15 protein-coding genes are annotated in these 16290 nt (G+C 41.2%); 8 read left to right on the top strand and 7 right to left on the bottom strand.

What is annotated here, in order from left to right; genetic code table 11:
- Positions 1 to 388 precede the first annotated feature (388 nt).
- Positions 389 to 958, bottom strand: a complete 570-nt coding sequence (locus GBI16_RS15775; RefSeq protein ID WP_151707426.1) for a peptidylprolyl isomerase — start codon at positions 956 to 958, stop codon at positions 389 to 391.
- Positions 959 to 1054: 96 nt separating this feature from the next.
- On the opposite strand from GBI16_RS15775, the gene GBI16_RS15770 reads away from it, so the two are divergent.
- Complete coding sequence (locus tag GBI16_RS15770; RefSeq protein ID WP_151707425.1) at positions 1055 to 1723, top strand: acetoacetate decarboxylase family protein; 669 nt, start codon at positions 1055 to 1057, stop codon at positions 1721 to 1723.
- Between the two features lie 48 nt (positions 1724 to 1771).
- Here the strand turns inward: GBI16_RS15770 and GBI16_RS15765 are convergent, their stop codons facing one another.
- Positions 1772 to 2845, bottom strand: a complete 1074-nt coding sequence (locus tag GBI16_RS15765; protein WP_151707424.1) for an alpha/beta hydrolase — start codon at positions 2843 to 2845, stop codon at positions 1772 to 1774.
- A gap of 200 nt (positions 2846 to 3045) precedes the next feature.
- On the opposite strand from GBI16_RS15765, the gene GBI16_RS15760 reads away from it, so the two are divergent.
- Complete coding sequence (locus GBI16_RS15760) at positions 3046 to 3615, top strand: hypothetical protein (RefSeq protein ID WP_151707423.1); 570 nt, start codon at positions 3046 to 3048, stop codon at positions 3613 to 3615.
- A gap of 111 nt (positions 3616 to 3726) precedes the next feature.
- Here the strand turns inward: GBI16_RS15760 and GBI16_RS15755 are convergent, their stop codons facing one another.
- Positions 3727 to 3954 (bottom strand): hypothetical protein, encoded by a 228-nt coding sequence (locus tag GBI16_RS15755; RefSeq protein WP_086210896.1) that lies wholly within the window; start codon positions 3952 to 3954, stop codon positions 3727 to 3729.
- 865 nt (positions 3955 to 4819) lie between these two features.
- Here GBI16_RS15755 and grpE point away from each other — a divergent pair.
- From grpE to GBI16_RS15730, 5 genes are all read left to right on the top strand, one after another.
- The gene (gene grpE, locus GBI16_RS15750; protein ID WP_086210895.1) at positions 4820 to 5368 is read left to right on the top strand and encodes a nucleotide exchange factor GrpE; all 549 of its coding nucleotides are present in this window, start codon (positions 4820 to 4822) and stop codon (positions 5366 to 5368) included.
- Positions 5369 to 5487: 119 nt separating this feature from the next.
- The gene (gene dnaK, locus GBI16_RS15745; RefSeq protein WP_086210894.1) at positions 5488 to 7428 is read left to right on the top strand and encodes a molecular chaperone DnaK; all 1941 of its coding nucleotides are present in this window, start codon (positions 5488 to 5490) and stop codon (positions 7426 to 7428) included.
- A gap of 114 nt (positions 7429 to 7542) precedes the next feature.
- Complete coding sequence (gene blaOXA / locus GBI16_RS15740; protein WP_086210893.1) at positions 7543 to 8367, top strand: OXA-211 family carbapenem-hydrolyzing class D beta-lactamase; 825 nt, start codon at positions 7543 to 7545, stop codon at positions 8365 to 8367.
- An 82-nt stretch (positions 8368 to 8449) separates the two neighbouring features.
- Positions 8450 to 9361: a matrixin family metalloprotease gene (locus GBI16_RS15735; RefSeq protein ID WP_086210892.1), complete on the top strand. Its 912-nt coding sequence runs from the start codon at positions 8450 to 8452 to the stop codon at positions 9359 to 9361.
- A gap of 111 nt (positions 9362 to 9472) precedes the next feature.
- Positions 9473 to 9847 (top strand): hypothetical protein, encoded by a 375-nt coding sequence (locus tag GBI16_RS15730; protein ID WP_171264512.1) that lies wholly within the window; start codon positions 9473 to 9475, stop codon positions 9845 to 9847.
- Positions 9848 to 9910: 63 nt separating this feature from the next.
- Here the strand turns inward: GBI16_RS15730 and erpA are convergent, their stop codons facing one another.
- From erpA to GBI16_RS15710, 4 genes are all read right to left on the bottom strand, one after another.
- Positions 9911 to 10246, bottom strand: a complete 336-nt coding sequence (erpA, locus tag GBI16_RS15725; RefSeq protein ID WP_086210890.1) for an iron-sulfur cluster insertion protein ErpA — start codon at positions 10244 to 10246, stop codon at positions 9911 to 9913.
- A gap of 118 nt (positions 10247 to 10364) precedes the next feature.
- A complete protein-coding gene (locus GBI16_RS15720; protein ID WP_404814617.1) occupies positions 10365 to 11366 on the bottom strand; it encodes a putative solute-binding protein in 1002 nt (333 codons plus the stop codon).
- A 231-nt stretch (positions 11367 to 11597) separates the two neighbouring features.
- Positions 11598 to 12608, bottom strand: a complete 1011-nt coding sequence (locus GBI16_RS15715; RefSeq protein ID WP_086210888.1) for a putative solute-binding protein — start codon at positions 12606 to 12608, stop codon at positions 11598 to 11600.
- Positions 12609 to 12862: 254 nt separating this feature from the next.
- A complete protein-coding gene (locus tag GBI16_RS15710; RefSeq protein ID WP_171264511.1) occupies positions 12863 to 13873 on the bottom strand; it encodes a putative solute-binding protein in 1011 nt (336 codons plus the stop codon).
- Positions 13874 to 14103: 230 nt separating this feature from the next.
- On the opposite strand from GBI16_RS15710, the gene GBI16_RS15705 reads away from it, so the two are divergent.
- Complete coding sequence (locus tag GBI16_RS15705) at positions 14104 to 16041, top strand: ATP-binding cassette domain-containing protein (RefSeq protein ID WP_086210887.1); 1938 nt, start codon at positions 14104 to 14106, stop codon at positions 16039 to 16041.
- Positions 16042 to 16290 lie beyond the last annotated feature (249 nt).

Genomic DNA, 16290 nt, shown 5'->3' with positions numbered 1-16290 from the left:
ATTTTCTGACTAAAAATTCGCTCAAATAAACTTCGAGTAATTTCTACCATCAATCAATGAAATATTTTCGATCGATCAATCAGTAAAAATCCACACAAGTTGTTCTTCATAATCTCTTAATGATCTTTCTATCACCTCGTCAGTGATAGAAGCTGGACTCAATATACTTAACAACTCAGCACTTCGTGCTTCATTCGTTTCCGTCTATCTCGTCGGTATGGGGTGCATTCTAGAGGATTTCTAAAGCTTTGCAAGTGCTTTTAACTGGTTGTTTTATCGGGTGTTGTATTTTTATGCACTAAAAAGATTCAAAAATATACAACAACCAACCTAACTTAATAATTTTAAAGTAGAAATATAGATTTAATATTTCTACGTTCTTTTTTCATTACTTTTGCACTGTTGCTGCTTTAATATTCACACTGAGAATTTGAACAGGTTGTTTCGGTACATCTTGGTACGGTCCTGTACGTCCTGTCGGTACTTTAGTGATCTTATCCACCACATCCATACCTTTAGTGACCTGACCAAATACCGCATAACCTGCGTTATTGGTACTTTTATCTAAAAAGTTATTATCCACTACATTAATAAAGAACTGACTGGTTGCAGAATGCGGTAGGTTGGTTCGTGCCATCGCCAAAGTGCCACGTTTATTAGATAGACCATTACTTGATTCATTTTGAATGGCTGGTCGTGTTGATTTTTCTACAAGGTCAGCAGTCATGCCGCCACCTTGCACCATGAACCCCGGAATGACGCGATGAAAAATCGTGCCGTTATAAAACTTAGCTTTCGTATAGTCTTCAAAGTTTTTTGCTGAGATTGGCGCTTTATCGTTAAACAGTTCAATCTCGATGTTGCCCATTGATGTTTTCATTTCAACAATCGTGTTATTTGCCATGACCACCATACTCATACAGATAGCTGCCACTGCAACTAAACTCTTCTTTAACATTTCGTTACTCACAGCATTCAGATGTTATTAGATTTCGGTATATTAATCGTTCAGTATAAATAAAACACTACTTCTTCTAAGAAAACGAGAATAACGATGAATGAAGCTCTAATCCTTTCTCAATTGAGTCAATTTCCACCTTGGCATTTACAAGGTGAAGCTTTTATTTTGAATTATTGGATCAGTCCGCAATTTATTCGACAATATAAAGCGTTTCGTATCGCCCCTTCACCTATTGGCCGTGTGGTTCAAGTCATGCTGGTTCGTTATCATCAATCCCCTGTTGGTCCTTATGATGAACTGCTTTTACTTGATCATCCCTTACTGAGTAAACGACGTTTAAGTTCAATTCCTAAAATTTATGTATCGACACAGATTTCGGTTGAACATGGTCAACACCTTTGGGGAATTCCGAAAGAGTTCGCTCAGTTTGATTGGCATACGCAACATGAAACAACACAATGCCAACTCAGCACTCAAAACCAAACGCTACGTTTAACCTTAACTCAATGTAAAAAGGCACGTCCGTTTTATATCAATAGTCATCACATTCCACGTTCCATGCTCAAAATACAGCAAGCATGGCAAGGTCAACGTTATGAGTTTTCTCCACAGTTTCGCGCAAAGCTAATGAAACTGAAAAAATTTGAGTGGGAAAACCATACCACCCTCTTTCCAGACTTTGGTCAAGCCAAGGCACTACAAAGTTTTTATGTCCCGAGCTTTCAACTTGTTTTTCCAGAAGCCAAAGTCCGCGTTAAATAAAAAAATTTGTTCCACGTGAAACATTATTTTTTTAACATTCATGCTTTTTTATTTAGCATTCTTATCCCAGAATTTTCTAAAGTTCTTTGCCATTTCTATAGTGATTTTTTTTGCCCGACGAGAAATGATGGTGAAGTTCACAAACCCATGGGGTTGATCGAGATAATTTTGATAATGCACCTTATTGCCCTGCTGTTTTAGTTTGATGGCATAAATCTCACCTTCATCATGTAATAAATCATGACCTGCGGTGATGACAAAAGCGGGTGCGACATTTTTTAATATGCCATAAGTCGGCGAAACAATAGGATCATCTAAAGCCACTTGATGCTGGTCAGCATAAAAAGCGGTAACCATATCGACATCTTGCCCAGTTAAGGTGAGTCCGTCTTTATATGCAAAGAATGAAGGATGGCGACTTTTGAAATCAACCACAGGGTAAATTAACAGTTGCGCACTTGGTGCATAAGCTTTTGCCGCGCTTCGCTGTGCCACCACTGTACTGATATTGCCACCAGCACTATCGCCAGCCACCGCAATTCGATTTTTCAAAATTTTGAACTGACGACGGTTTTGATACACCCAAGCTAAAGCGTCTTCACAAGATTGAATTAATAACTGCGGACTAGCTTCAGGAGCTAAAGGATAATCTATGCTTAACACTTGCACTTTGCCATGGACAGCCAAAAGTCGGCACACCTCGTCATGAGTATCTAAGCTACCCACCACAAAACCACCACCATGATAAAATACCAACATGGGAAGCTTTTTATTGGGTGCAGGATGGTAGTGTCTAGCAAAAACCGTCCCACTTTGCAGGGGTAGGCGTAAATCCTCTACCAATTTGACAGTGGTCGGCTTACTGGTCAACATTTGAATTTGATGGTCGAAGAGCTTACGAGAACGGTGAAAGTCCTCAAAAATAAAACCTGATTTACCTTGTTTATATTGTGCAGCCATCAGGCATTTTATGAATGGATCCAGTTGTTCAAAAGGATAAGGATAACCTAGCGCTTTCACTAGTCCTTCTTGGGCCGTACTTGGTAAATGATCAATTGCTCGCGCAACATGACCTTGTCCTTTTTCCATCCACTTTTGTAAAGTTTTATTCAATCCAACCATGTCAATCATATCCTTTTTTTTCGTTCTTCATATTCTCTACATGATCAGTAATTATGTGACCATTCTCTTATATAAGTCTTCACATCAAGATACATAGCAATATGCCCTATACGCTAATCTTCTTTTAAGAGCTTGTCATTGACAATTTTTATGCCGATTTAGGAGTGTTTTGCTATTCCGCTTTTGTAAGGAGACTCACCATGACTAAAAAAATAATATTGCTCTCACTCGTCAGCAGCCTATTTGTTGGTTGTGTGGCGTTTCCTGATGATGGCTATTATGACGGACGCTACGGTCACCGCTATGACTATGATGATCGAGGATATGATCGCCATGATGACCGATACGAACGTGATCACCAACGCTGGGAATATCAACAACGACAAAACCGTATTGAACGCGAACGTCGCGAGGTAGATCGAAATCGCCAGAGACATACTGAATGGGAACGCCAGAACCGCGAACAAGAACGACAACGCATTGAAGCTGAGCGCAAACAGATCGCCAATCAACGTCATCAAGACTGGCAACAGAAAAAGCGTGAGCAAGAGCGATTAAATCAAGAACGTAAGCGTTATGATGTTGAACGTCAACAACGACAAAATGCCGAACGCCAACGTCGTGAGCAAGAGCGTCAACGGACTGAAGATCGACGTAAACAATCCAACAATGATCGTAAGCAACGTACCGATGATCAACGCCGCGATCAAAACAAAAGTTGGGATAACGCACGTCAAGAACGAGAAAATCGTCATCGCACTTCAGACTGATGAATAACACGGCGGAGCAGCTTGAGTGATTTACCCTCTAAAAAAGACCTTCACGGCATCCAGTGAAGGTCTTTAACAAAGCGAATGTAAGAGAACGCTCTCTTTTAAGCTTTATTGTTGTGTTATCGCAGGTGTAGATTGGATCGGTTCAACCTGAGCAGCAGGATCCGCTTGAACCTCTACTCCAGTACTTCCCTCAACGGTTGCTGTTGCATCTGGTGCAGTGGTCACTTGAGCAGACTCAGGCGCTGTAGTAGTTTCATTTGAGCTACAACCAGCTATTGCAAATGCTGAACCTAAAAGCGCTAGAGACAATAATGCAGTTTTCTTCTTTAACATTTTTTGATTTCCTTTTACGTCATACAAAATAGCAAAGCCAAACTTTGCCCTGCCTATCTTTGTTAAATCCAAAAACTTTTACACACATCTTGAGTTGTAGTTTCTACAACTCCCAGTACAACTTGTGCAATTTTTTATTAACCTATAAAAATTGAAAACAACTCAAGTCTAGATCAAAAAGATTCGTTTAACTTTCTGATTCTGCATTCATTATATCGCTTGTATTTCATATTTCGGAGCAGCAAGACATCACTGCAAGTATTCCCCTTAATTGCAGAACTATCTTATGTTGATACACGATTAAATAATGTATTTAGCCCATTTCAAACCCAAAAGTTTAATCGAAGTAATCTTCAGGACTAAAATCAAGCAAGGATTTACATATACAGATTCAGCGTTTTGAGTGTGAAAAAAGCGGATTTGAAATGTTCAATATAAAAAAGCCAAGGCTTGTGGCACTTGGCAAAAGTGTTACAAATTTAGATGCAGCCACCATGCTCTACTCTCTCCACAGAACATGATCACTGCGAACTAAGACATCATGCGGCTACACTAAAAGCAAGTAAAACAGATAAATTTTATAAAAATTATTTAATTTAACGATCAAAAGAGCTAGCCCCCCCCCTCTCAATATCGCGTTTAATGCATCATTTATTTAAAACTGAGAACTACAGCACAACATTAAATCAATTTTTGCCCAAAATGAATGAATTAATCGCTCAATCCGCTTGAATTTTTGGCTGTTGCCCCGACCTTTTGTAGTAATCCTGAATTCAATAACGCATGGCAGTTCAGATTAACCCAGTTAACACTGATGCCTGAAGGACTGTACATGTTTAAGAACCCATTTAAACGGAGTAAATCAATGGCAACTGAGCACAATCAAGACGCTCAAGATCTAGGGCAAGAGCAAGCGGATTCACAAACAGCGCAAACTCAAGCTGAAACGGAGCAAGCTGAAGTTTCAGTTGAGGATTTACAAGCTCAAATTACCAATCTTGAAGAAAGCTTAAAGCTTGAAAAAGCACGTACTGCAAACGCTGTATACGAAGCACAAAAAAGTGTAGAGCGTATTCAACGTGAATCTGATAAGCATAAAGACACCGTGCTAGAAAAATTCGCAAAAGAGTTACTTGACTCAGTGGATAATTTAGAACGTGCCATTAGCGCATCGGGTGAAGAGAAAACACCAATGTTTGAAGGTGTGGAACTGACGTTGAAATCGTTACTCACTGCACTGGAAAAATTTGGTGTGGTCGCAGTTGATACAGCAAATGGTTTCAATGCGGATTTGCATCAAGCAGTCGGGATTGATCCAAATGCGAAAGCCAACGAGATCGGAACGGTATTGCAAAAAGGTTATACCTTAAATGGTCGTTTGCTCCGTCCAGCAATGGTCATGGTTGGCGCATAAGCCTTATAAATTCGAGAGTTTGTGAAATTTTTTCGTCATTATCACTTGAAAAAAATTGAACGGCTCTCATATCGAATAACAAGCAAAAACATTGCAAAAATTTTTGAGGAATCATCCAAATGGCTAAAATCATTGGTATTGACTTAGGTACAACAAACTCTTGCGTCGCTGTACTTGAAGGTGACAAAGTTAAAGTTATCGACAACGCTGAAGGCGCACGTACAACACCATCTATTATTGCGTATAAAGATGGCGAAATCTTGGTGGGTCAGTCTGCAAAACGTCAGGCAGTGACTAATCCGAAAAACACATTATTCGCGATCAAACGTTTGATCGGTCGTAAGTACCAAGACCAAGCGGTTCAAAAGGACATCGGTCTTGTGCCTTACAAAATCATCAAAGCAGACAATGGCGATGCTTGGGTTGATGTAAACGATAAGAAACTAGCACCTCAACAAATCTCTGCTGAAATCTTGAAAAAGATGAAGAAAACAGCCGAAGACTACTTAGGTGAAACAGTGACTGAAGCGGTAATTACCGTTCCTGCTTACTTTAACGATGCACAGCGTCAAGCAACCAAAGATGCAGGTAAAATTGCAGGTCTTGATGTTAAACGTATCATTAACGAACCAACGGCTGCTGCACTTGCGTTCGGTATGGACAAAAAAGAAGGCGACCGTAAAATTGCAGTTTACGACTTAGGTGGTGGTACTTTTGACGTATCAATCATTGAAATTGCAGACCTTGATGGCGACCAACAAATCGAAGTGTTATCAACCAATGGTGATACTTTCCTTGGTGGTGAAGACTTTGATAACGCGTTAATTGAATTCTTGGTTGAAGAATTCAAGAAAGAACAAAGTGTGAACTTGAAAAATGATCCACTTGCGTTACAACGTTTGAAAGAAGCTGCTGAGAAAGCAAAAATCGAGCTTTCTTCATCAAATGCAACTGAAATTAACTTGCCGTACATCACGGCGGACGCAACTGGTCCTAAACACTTAGTGATCAATGTAACGCGTGCAAAACTTGAAGGTTTAGTGGCTGATTTGGTTGAACGTACCATCGAACCTTGCCGTATTGCACTTAAAGATGCAGGTCTTTCAACTTCTGAGATTTCTGATGTGATCTTGGTGGGTGGTCAGTCTCGTATGCCACTTGTACAACAAAAAGTACAAGAGTTCTTCGGTCGTGAGCCACGTAAAGACGTAAACCCTGACGAAGCGGTAGCAATGGGTGCTGCGATTCAAGGTGCGGTATTGTCTGGTGACAAAACTGACGTACTTCTTCTTGACGTGACGCCGTTGACCCTTGGTATCGAAACCATGGGTGGCGTGTTAACAGCAATTATTGAGAAAAACACCACGATTCCTGCGAAGAAATCTCAAGTGTTCTCAACTGCTGCGGACAACCAACCTGCTGTAGACATTTCTGTGTTCCAAGGTGAACGTAAAATGGCACAGCAAAACAAATTGTTGGGTAACTTCCAATTGGGCGACATTCCACCTGCTCCACGTGGTGTGCCACAAATTGAAGTATCGTTCGACATCAATGCTGACGGTATCTTAAAAGTATCGGCTAAAGATAAGAGCACTGGTAAAGAGCAATCTATCCAGATTAAAGCAAACTCAGGTTTGTCTGATGCTGAAATCGAAGCAATGATCAAAGACGCTGAAGCAAATGCTGAAGAAGATCGTAAGTTCGAAGAACTTGCGAAAGCACGTAACGAAGCGGATGCATTGGTATCTTCTGCTCAAAAAGCAGTGAAAGACCTAGGCGAGCAAGTAACAAGCGATGAAAAAACTGCTGTTGAAACTGCAGTCGCTGAGCTTGAAACTTCGACGAAAGAAAATGATGTAGAAGACATTAAAGCGAAAACTGAAGCTTTACAAAACATCATTATGCCGATCACACAACGTGCTTATGAAGCGGCGCAAGGTCAAGGCGGTGCTGAAGGTTTCGACCCAAATGCATTCGGCGGTGACGCTGGTCAACAACAAAAAGCGGACGATGGCGTTGTAGATGCTGAGTTCACTGAAGTGAAAGATGACAAAAAATAATTTGTCTCTTTAATAAAAAACCGCGCGAAAGCGCGGTTTTTTATTACCTAAATCACGTTGTGTCGTATTCCACTTTTACATTAGCCTGATAAAAAATTTAGAACTTAACCACCAATGAAAACTTTACAGTTGGGACTCATCGTCCTCATTACAACCTTCGGTTCTGCTTGTACCACAATAAACCCCTCCGTAGAAACAGCTAAAAACCAGCAGCAGCAAGATGCGCAACGGCAGATCCAACAAGCCTTCGATCAACTCCAAACCACGGGAGTGATTGTCATTAAGGATCAGCATGGCTTACACAGCTACGGCAATGACCTAAGCCGCGCTCAGACACCGTATGTGCCCGCTTCTACCTTTAAAATGCTGAATGCCTTAATCGGACTAGAGCATGACAAGGCAACCATTAACGAAGTATTTAAATGGGATGGTCAAAAGCGTAGCTTTCCTGCATGGGAAAAAGACATGACTTTAGGGCAAGCCATGCAGGCATCTGCCGTTCCCGTTTATCAGGAGCTAGCACGGCGCATTGGTCTAGACCTGATGCAAAAAGAAGTGCAACGCATTGAATATGGCAATCAACAGATTGGCACCGTTGTCGATAATTTTTGGTTAGTCGGCCCACTGCAAATTACGCCTGTCCAAGAAGTCCTTTTTGTCGAAAAGCTGGCAAATAAAAAGCTTGCATTTAAACCAGAAGTGCAACAAGCGGTACAAGACATGCTACTGATTGAACAGAAACCGAATTATAAACTCTATGCAAAATCAGGTTGGGGCATGGACATAGAACCGCAAGTTGGTTGGTGGACAGGCTGGGTAGAATATCCCGATTGTGAAAAGGTCTATTTCTCTTTAAATATGCACATGAAAACGGGAATTCCAGCCAGCGTACGTGAGCAACTGGTTAAACAAAGCTTGACTACATTGGGTCTAATTTAAAGCCCTTAATCTGACGCATTTTTATTTAGCAATCATCCTTTTTAAGCTAAAGTAGTTAAAAACAACGATCTATGAATAAAATATGCGTCTCATTGTATTGTTTGCTCTACTTGGCTTTTTAGGGATGATTTTTTATCAAAATCTGCAACATCCTCAACTTCGGCTCAATCCATTGTTAGATCGCATCACCCACCCTTTCGATCAACGTATTCGCTATCGGATTGCAGAAGTTGACCCTCGTTTTAACCTAAGTGAAGTAGAACTGAAACAGATCAGCCAACAAGCCACTGATATTTGGAAACAAGGTCTCGGAAAAGATTATTTTGTTTATGACCCTAATGCTCGACTCAGTATTCATCTCATTTATGATCAAAGACAAGATGAATCACTACAACGCCGCGATCAACTGTCTAAACTCACACAAAATGAAGCCAGTATCAGCCAAAAGAATAGTGAACTCAAAGCGATGCAAGAAAATCTCGCACGTCACGAAATCGCTTTAAATATGCAACAACGCAGTCTACAAGAACTCAACCAAAACTATAACGCCATGATCCGCCAGTACAATCAATATGGTGGCGTGCCTGTCGCACAACAGCCTGCGGTACAACAAAGTTTAGCGCGACTTCGTGAACAGCAAAACTTTTTAGAACAACAAATTGCAAGCTTTAACACGCGTGTTAACGAATATAATCAAAGAGTGAATGAACTCAATCACTTAGATCAAGGCCTTAATCTTGCGATTGATCAGTTTAATCAGCGTTTTCAACCCCGGCCATTTGATAAAGGTCTGTTTAATGGGCGAGAAATTCACATTTATGAGTTCGAGTCAGATGATGACCTACGCATGACCTTGGCACATGAATTTGGTCACGCCTTAGGCATGAAACATCATAATGCCCCCAAGGCACTGATGTATCCCATGTTAGAAGAACAAGATATGCAGCATTTTCGTTTACAAAGTGCCGATATTGCGTTGTTTAATGCCCGTTGAAGCGGTGGTTTACTAAAAATCCCTAGTTTTAATGGGAGTATGAAATACAATCACAGCACATCTTGACTCGGGTTCGTGTTATTGTAAATAATTGAATATCCACTAGAAGCTTTGGAGACGAATGTGAGTTACTACCATATCTTAATCGAAGTAAATGACCACATCAGTACGATTGAAGAAACTCGTGATATCGAAATCTTTGATATTGTTGAGATTCAACCTTATCTCCATTCTATTCTATTGCCCTATTTCAACGAGCAACTGTTAGAACTTGAAGATGAGAATTTAGAGTTTAAGGATATTTTACATCTGGAAGTGAAACAGACGCTTTTGCCGATCAATGATTTGATTGAAGAAGAACAGAAACTGTTACCGAGTGACACCGATGTCACGATTACTGCCTATGAAGTTTTTAATAACCGAGACTTAAGCCAAGATGTCACCACGATTATTTTTGACTTACTCGATGCAATTAAACTCGATTGAAAGCGAATGATTGCACATAAAAAAGCCCTCATCATGATGAGGGCTTTTTTAATCCGGTCAGGTTTAGATCGAGAACGATGAACCACAACCACAGGTCGTTGTTGCATTTGGGTTTTGCACGACGAAACGTGAACCTTCCAAACCTTCAATATAATCCACCACTGAACCGACCAAATATTGATAACTCAATGAGTCAACCAACATTTTCACATCACCATTGATAAATTCTGCGTCGTCTTCATTTTGGTTTTCAGCAAAGTTAAAACCATAAGAAAAACCTGAACAACCACCGCCCGTAACATATACACGGAGCATTAAATCTTGATTCCCTTCACTGTCACGTAATTGACGTACTTTATTTGCGGCATTGTCGCTTAGTTCAAGTGCTTGGGCATTCATCTTAAATTCCTCAGTTCGGTTCAGCTGTCTTTCAAATCAAAAAGACCATATTTCGAGTATAGCATACTCAATATATGGTCCCTATTTGAATATTTAAAGTCAAATCAGACTAATTTTATCAAGATTGTTTGTAATTCTCATCTTGTAAGCCACATTCAAAGTTTTTCGCTGCTTGCTTACAACGGAATTGCCATAACAGTTTCATCATTCGCTTATCGTAAATACCGCGGTTGGTGAGATCAATCCGTGCTTCACGCATCATCTTTTGATAGCCAGGTTGATCGGCTGCAGGCACCTGCATCCAATATTTTTGTGGGATTTCGGCTTTCATTTTACCCAAAATACCAAATGCACGCGGTAACTGTCCTTTGACCCATTCCCGTGATTTTTGTCCATAACCTGCAGGGAATTTATCCGGGCGAATAATGATATTCCCAGTGACCTGTAAAATCGGATAATTCACAATGGCGCCTTTCGTTCCTAAACCTTTATGTAACTCTAAGGGCTTAAAAACGGCAGCGGGTGCACCAATAATATCAACCTGACCATTATTAAACTTTGCGCCAAAGTTAGTGACATCAGCACTGACAGCTTGTGCACCAATTTGTTGAACCATGACTTTTTGTGCTTGATCATAGTCTAAAACGGCAATTTTCTTGCCTGCGGCTTTCGCTACGGTATTGATGCTACGGTCATTCACCAATAAAAAAGCGTCTCCAACGGGGATCACACCTGCGACCTCGTACTTACCATTCACCATATATTTAGCAAAAGCTGGGCTGGCTAAGCCTTGCATGACTTTTACTGCTAAATTGAGATCGGGAATCGCGCCAATCGCGTCGAGTGAACCTGTAAACGCATTAAATTGACGCCCACGCATACCTGTGACACTAATCGCATCACATTTTCCTGCTTTGAAATCCTCAGCAATCACAGCTTCGTTTTGGCCTACACGCAGTTCAATATCCGCCCCCCAGTTTTTAGCCGCCAACTGATAATCTTTCATCAAGCTATAGACATCACCATTTTTGCCAACCAAATCGAAGACACAAACCACTTGTTTGGCCTGTGCCATCGCTGTTGCAGAAACGACTAATGTCCCAACACTGAGGCTTTTCATCCACTGTTTCATACATCTTCCTTTAGACTTATTGTTGTTTATTGTGATGAGTCACTCACTTGTGCTCTTTGTTATTTTTTGATGCCCCGAATGAAACTTCACTCGGTTCATAACTACTCATTTCCTACGCGCTATACAAATTAGCGGCATCAAAACCATTTAAATCAGTCGATTAAAAACAAAAAAGAAAGCTCAATTTAAACTGAGCTTTCTTGGAATACATTCAGAAAATTATTCACCGCCCAGTGAGCATTCAAAGTTGGCTTTATCCACCGAGCAACGAGCTTTTTTCAACACCGACATCATCGCTGGGTCATAAATGCCTCGTTTGGTCATATCCATCCGGCCATCACGCAACATTTTTTGATATTTGGTTTTGTCTTCTGCGCTGAGATTCATTTTGTATTTTGCAGGAATGCCTGCTTCTAAACGGCCTATCATCGCGATGCTTTTCGGTAGGTTTTTCACAAACCAATCTCGCGATTTTTGTCCAAAGCCTGCAGGAAATTGATCTGGGCGAATCACAAAATCAGCGGTCACTTGTAGTACAGGGAAGTTAAACATGGCGCCATTTGTGCCTAAACCTTTATAAATTTCTAGGGGTTTATAAGCATAAGCAGGTGCGCCGACCATATCGACTTGACCATTATTAAACTTCGCCACAAAGTTAGACACATCAGAAATCACCGCTTGCGCACCGACGCGTTGTACCATGATTTTTTGCGCATCGTCATAGCCCAAAACCGCAAACTTTTTGCCCGCCGCTTTTTCAATGGAATTAATGCTTTTATCGCGTACAAAAATAAAAGCCGAACCTAAAGGTGCAATCCCAGCCACTTCGTATTTTTTACCTCCAAGATTGGTCACCATTTTTGCCGCATTACGTTGATCCAATGCAAAAGTAATCGCGCGTTGTGCAATGGCATTGCTTGGCGCTCCGCCCAATGCATCAATAGAACCGACAAATTTATTGTACTGGCGCGCACGCATAGCGGTCATAAACACGCCATCACACTTGCCTGCTTTAAAGTCGTTATCGGCAACGGCTTCATCTTGGCGAGGGATTAAATTAATTTCAGCTCCCCAGCCTTTTGCCGCCAAAGCCCATTCTTGCGCCATTTGATAGGACTCACCTGATTTGCCAAGCAAGTCAAATACACAGATGTCCACTTTAGCCGCTTGTGCCGTCGACGCCACACCCAAAGCAGAAAAAGCAGCGAGTGCGAGGGTTAGTTTTTTCATTCTTATGTCCTTGTTCATTTTGTTGTTTGACAGGTGTCCATACACATGCAAAATATTAAGCAAGTTAAAATTAAAAAAATAGAGCATTTACTCAAAAATCACTGTCAATTGGGCAAATTTTTTTGCTTTTCTCAATCTCTTATTTTCGGATGATTTATAAACTACTTTAAATTCATAATTTTAAAATAAAAAACCTGTATCATCCGCTTTACATGAATAATGCTTAATATTACAAAGAAATACAGCTTTTCGCCTTATTCACCACCCAATGAACATTCAAAGTTCGTGCGTTCAACCGTACAACGGGCTTTTTTCAGCACGCGCATCATGCCTGGGTCATAGACTCCTTGTTTGGTTAAATCAATGCGCCCTTCGCGTAGCATACGCTGATATTTTTCTTTATCTTCTTTACTCAGTTGCATTTTGATTTTGCTTGGAATGGCCGCTTCTAGTCGCTGCACCATGGCAAAGGATTGCGGGATTTTTTGTAAAAACCATTGTCGCGATTGCGCGCCAAATTGGGCAGGAAAACGCTCGGGTCTGACAATTAAATCTGCAGTGACATTGACCACGGGAAAGTTAAGCATAGCCCCTTTAGAGCCTAGACCTTTTTCAATTTCTAAGGGTTTATACGCATAAGCAGGTGCAGCAACCACATCCACTTCACCTGTATTAAACTTTTTTATAAAGTTGGAGATATCCGACATCACAGGAACAGCGCCTACCCGCTCTACCATCACCCGTTGTGCACGGTCATAATGCAGGATGGCAAATTTTTTACCTTGCGCTTTCTCAATAGTGTTCAAACTTCGGTCTTTGACAAAAATATAAGCTGAACCAATTAAGCCAATGCCTGCCACTTCATAGTTTTCCCCTTGTAATGTGGTGGTCATGCGTTTGGTATTTCTAGGATCGAGTACATATTCCACGGCCTTTTGTGCAATTTTATTGCTCGGCACTCCGCCTAAGGCATCAATCGAACCGGCGAACTTGTTATAGGTGCGCGCGCGCATCGAGGTCATATACACCGCATCGCATTTATCATTTTGAAAGGCCTTATCGGCCAAGTCTTCGTCCTGAAACGAAATCAACTGTACCTGTGCGCCCCATTTTTTACTGACCAAAGCCCATTCTTCTAAGAATTTATAAGATTCACCTGCTTTACCCAGTAAGTCAAAGACACAGACTTGTTGCTTCGCCTGCACCATACTGGAGAAAGCGCACAGTGCGAGTGTCGATAAAATAAAAATTCCTTTTCTTTTCATTATTATCCCTTCATGTTTTTTGTTTTACTGGGGAAATATATCTGTGTGCTATTTCTCAATATAGGTCAAAAAAGGTCAACTTTTAGCTTTCCGACCAAAGGTCAAAGGGTTTCATCCTCCCCTTAAAAGTAACTATTCAAGATTTCAGTTCAGATAAATTTTGAATGTTTAGTCTTTTGCTGACGCATCCATTAGAATAGGCGCACCTTTTTCTGATATTTGATAGTTCCATGATTCAGCTTGATCAAGTTTCATTGCGCCGTGGTGGACGAGTGTTATTTCAAAAAGCCTCCATGCAAATCCATCCGGGTTGGAAAGTTGGTCTCACCGGTGTCAATGGTGCTGGAAAATCAACCCTGTTTGCTGCACTCTTAGGCTCGATCGGTCCTGATGATGGTACCCTGAGCCGTCCTGCTGTATGGACAGTGGCGCACATGGCGCAGGAAGTAAAAGCCTTAGATATGGCTGCGATTGATTTCGTCCTGACTGGTGATGAAGAATATTGGAACATTCAACAACAGCTCAACCATCCTGAACAGTTAACTGACACTGAACTGGCTGATTTACATGGCCGATTCGACGAAATTAACGGTTATTCTGCACCCGCTAAAGCCGCTCAGCTTATGGCGGGTCTGGGTTTTATGGAACATCAAAACCAACTTTTGGTTTCGAGTTTCTCTGGTGGATGGCGGATGCGTTTAAACTTAGCACGTACTCTGATGAGCCGTTCGGATTTATTATTACTGGATGAACCGACCAACCACTTAGATCTCGATGCTATTTTATGGTTAGAAGATTGGTTAAATGCCTATACAGGTACCTTGATTTTAATTTCACATGACCGCGATTTCTTAGATGCCATTACTAACCGTATTTTGCATATCGAAAATCAAGAACTCACCCTCTATAGCGGTAACTATTCTACCTTTGAAACCACTCGTGCAGAACGTTTGGCACAACAACAACAAGCCTATGAAAAGCAGCTCGAAACACGGGCACATATTCAAAAATATATTGATCGTTTTAAAGCCCAAGCCACTAAAGCGCGTCAGGCACAAAGCCGAATTAAACAACTGGAACGGATGCAGTTACTTGCCCCTGCGCATGTCGATACCCCGTTTACCTTTAGCTTCCGTGAACCCACCAAAATGAGTTCACCACTGCTGACTTTAGAGCAGGTTGATATTGGTTATGGCGACAAACTGATTGCCACCAATATCAACCTACAAATCACCCCGACGAGCCGGATTGGCTTATTGGGGATGAATGGTGCAGGTAAATCAACCTTAATCAAATCCTTGGTTGGTGATTTACCTTTACTCGCAGGACAACGCAAAGCTTCCGAACTGCTGAATATTGGCTATTTTGCACAGCATCAAATGGATTCACTGGATGAATCGGCCAGCCCAATGCTGCAATTGGCACGAATTGCGGATAAAAAAATCAGTGAAGCGACCTTACGTGCCTTTTTAGGCAGTTTCGGCTTTAGTGGCGAACGCATGGATACCCCTTGCGAGAGCTTCTCAGGCGGTGAACGTGCGCGTTTGGCATTGGCTTTAATCGTGTGGTTACGTCCCAATGTCTTGATTCTAGACGAACCGACCAACCATTTAGACTTAGATATGCGCCATGCCCTGACCATGGCTTTACAAGACTATGAAGGTGCAGTGGTCTTGGTTTCACACGAACGCCAACTGATTGCCAGTGTGTGCGATGACCTCATTTTAGTCCACGCTGGAAAATCCACCGAATTTGAAGGCGATCTACACGATTATGCCAACTGGTTACGCCAAGCGCGTCTAGAGATGATTAAACAAGGTGGACAAATAGCACCTGTGGTGTCTAAAGTCAGTGAGCAAAAAACGCTCATTTCCAAAGTGGATAAAGAAGCGCAGCGTAAATTGGCTGCACAGCGCCGTGAACAAACGCGCCCGATTCGTAAAAATATCGAAAAATGTGAAAGCCTGCTAGCAAAGCACCAGCCACGTTTAGTCGAAATCGAAAGTTTACTTGGTGATGCTGGCCTATATGACGCTGCACGCAAAGATGAACTCATGAAATTGATGAATGAGCAAACCGAACTGAAAAACCAAGTCAGTGAAGCTGAAGAACAAATGCTAGAGCTGATGATGGAACTTGAAGAGCTCGAAAGTTCATTCGAAGACTAAAACATTCTATCTAACACAGCTACCACTGCCCGTGATGCACAAGCATCGCGGGTTTTTTTATGCTTTTTCATTTTTATCGGCGGACTTTGGCTGAATGTTTTTCAAACACTCTCCAAACGGACCTTTTTGATATAAAAATCAATCCAGTTTTCCATCAAGAAAATTATATTTTTTTAAAATAAAACATATACTTATAAAAAATAATAACTATTATTTAGATATTCTTAAAAAGTGATTTTTCGATTATTT

The sequence above is a fragment of the Acinetobacter sp. TUM15064 genome, from assembly GCF_008980265.1.
Lineage (GTDB): Bacteria > Pseudomonadota > Gammaproteobacteria > Pseudomonadales > Moraxellaceae > Acinetobacter.
The sequence above is the reverse complement of the archived record's forward strand: the minus strand, read 5'-3'. Positions and strand labels throughout refer to the sequence as shown.

Coding starts and splice junctions, on each gene's coding strand:
- GBI16_RS15775 (WP_151707426.1), bottom strand. CDS start 958: ATGTTAAAGAAGAGTTTAGTTGCAGTGGCAGCTATCTGTATGAGTATG.
- GBI16_RS15770 (WP_151707425.1), top strand. CDS start 1,055: ATGAATGAAGCTCTAATCCTTTCTCAATTGAGTCAATTTCCACCTTGG.
- GBI16_RS15765 (WP_151707424.1), bottom strand. CDS start 2,845: ATGGTTGGATTGAATAAAACTTTACAAAAGTGGATGGAAAAAGGACAA.
- GBI16_RS15760 (WP_151707423.1), top strand. CDS start 3,046: ATGACTAAAAAAATAATATTGCTCTCACTCGTCAGCAGCCTATTTGTT.
- GBI16_RS15755 (WP_086210896.1), bottom strand. CDS start 3,954: ATGTTAAAGAAGAAAACTGCATTATTGTCTCTAGCGCTTTTAGGTTCA.
- grpE (WP_086210895.1), top strand. CDS start 4,820: ATGGCAACTGAGCACAATCAAGACGCTCAAGATCTAGGGCAAGAGCAA.
- dnaK (WP_086210894.1), top strand. CDS start 5,488: ATGGCTAAAATCATTGGTATTGACTTAGGTACAACAAACTCTTGCGTC.
- blaOXA (WP_086210893.1), top strand. CDS start 7,543: ATGAAAACTTTACAGTTGGGACTCATCGTCCTCATTACAACCTTCGGT.
- GBI16_RS15735 (WP_086210892.1), top strand. CDS start 8,450: ATGCGTCTCATTGTATTGTTTGCTCTACTTGGCTTTTTAGGGATGATT.
- erpA (WP_086210890.1), bottom strand. CDS start 10,246: ATGAATGCCCAAGCACTTGAACTAAGCGACAATGCCGCAAATAAAGTA.
- GBI16_RS15720 (WP_404814617.1), bottom strand. CDS start 11,366: ATGAAAAGCCTCAGTGTTGGGACATTAGTCGTTTCTGCAACAGCGATG.
- GBI16_RS15715 (WP_086210888.1), bottom strand. CDS start 12,608: ATGAAAAAACTAACCCTCGCACTCGCTGCTTTTTCTGCTTTGGGTGTG.
- GBI16_RS15710 (WP_171264511.1), bottom strand. CDS start 13,873: ATGAAAAGAAAAGGAATTTTTATTTTATCGACACTCGCACTGTGCGCT.
- GBI16_RS15705 (WP_086210887.1), top strand. CDS start 14,104: ATGATTCAGCTTGATCAAGTTTCATTGCGCCGTGGTGGACGAGTGTTA.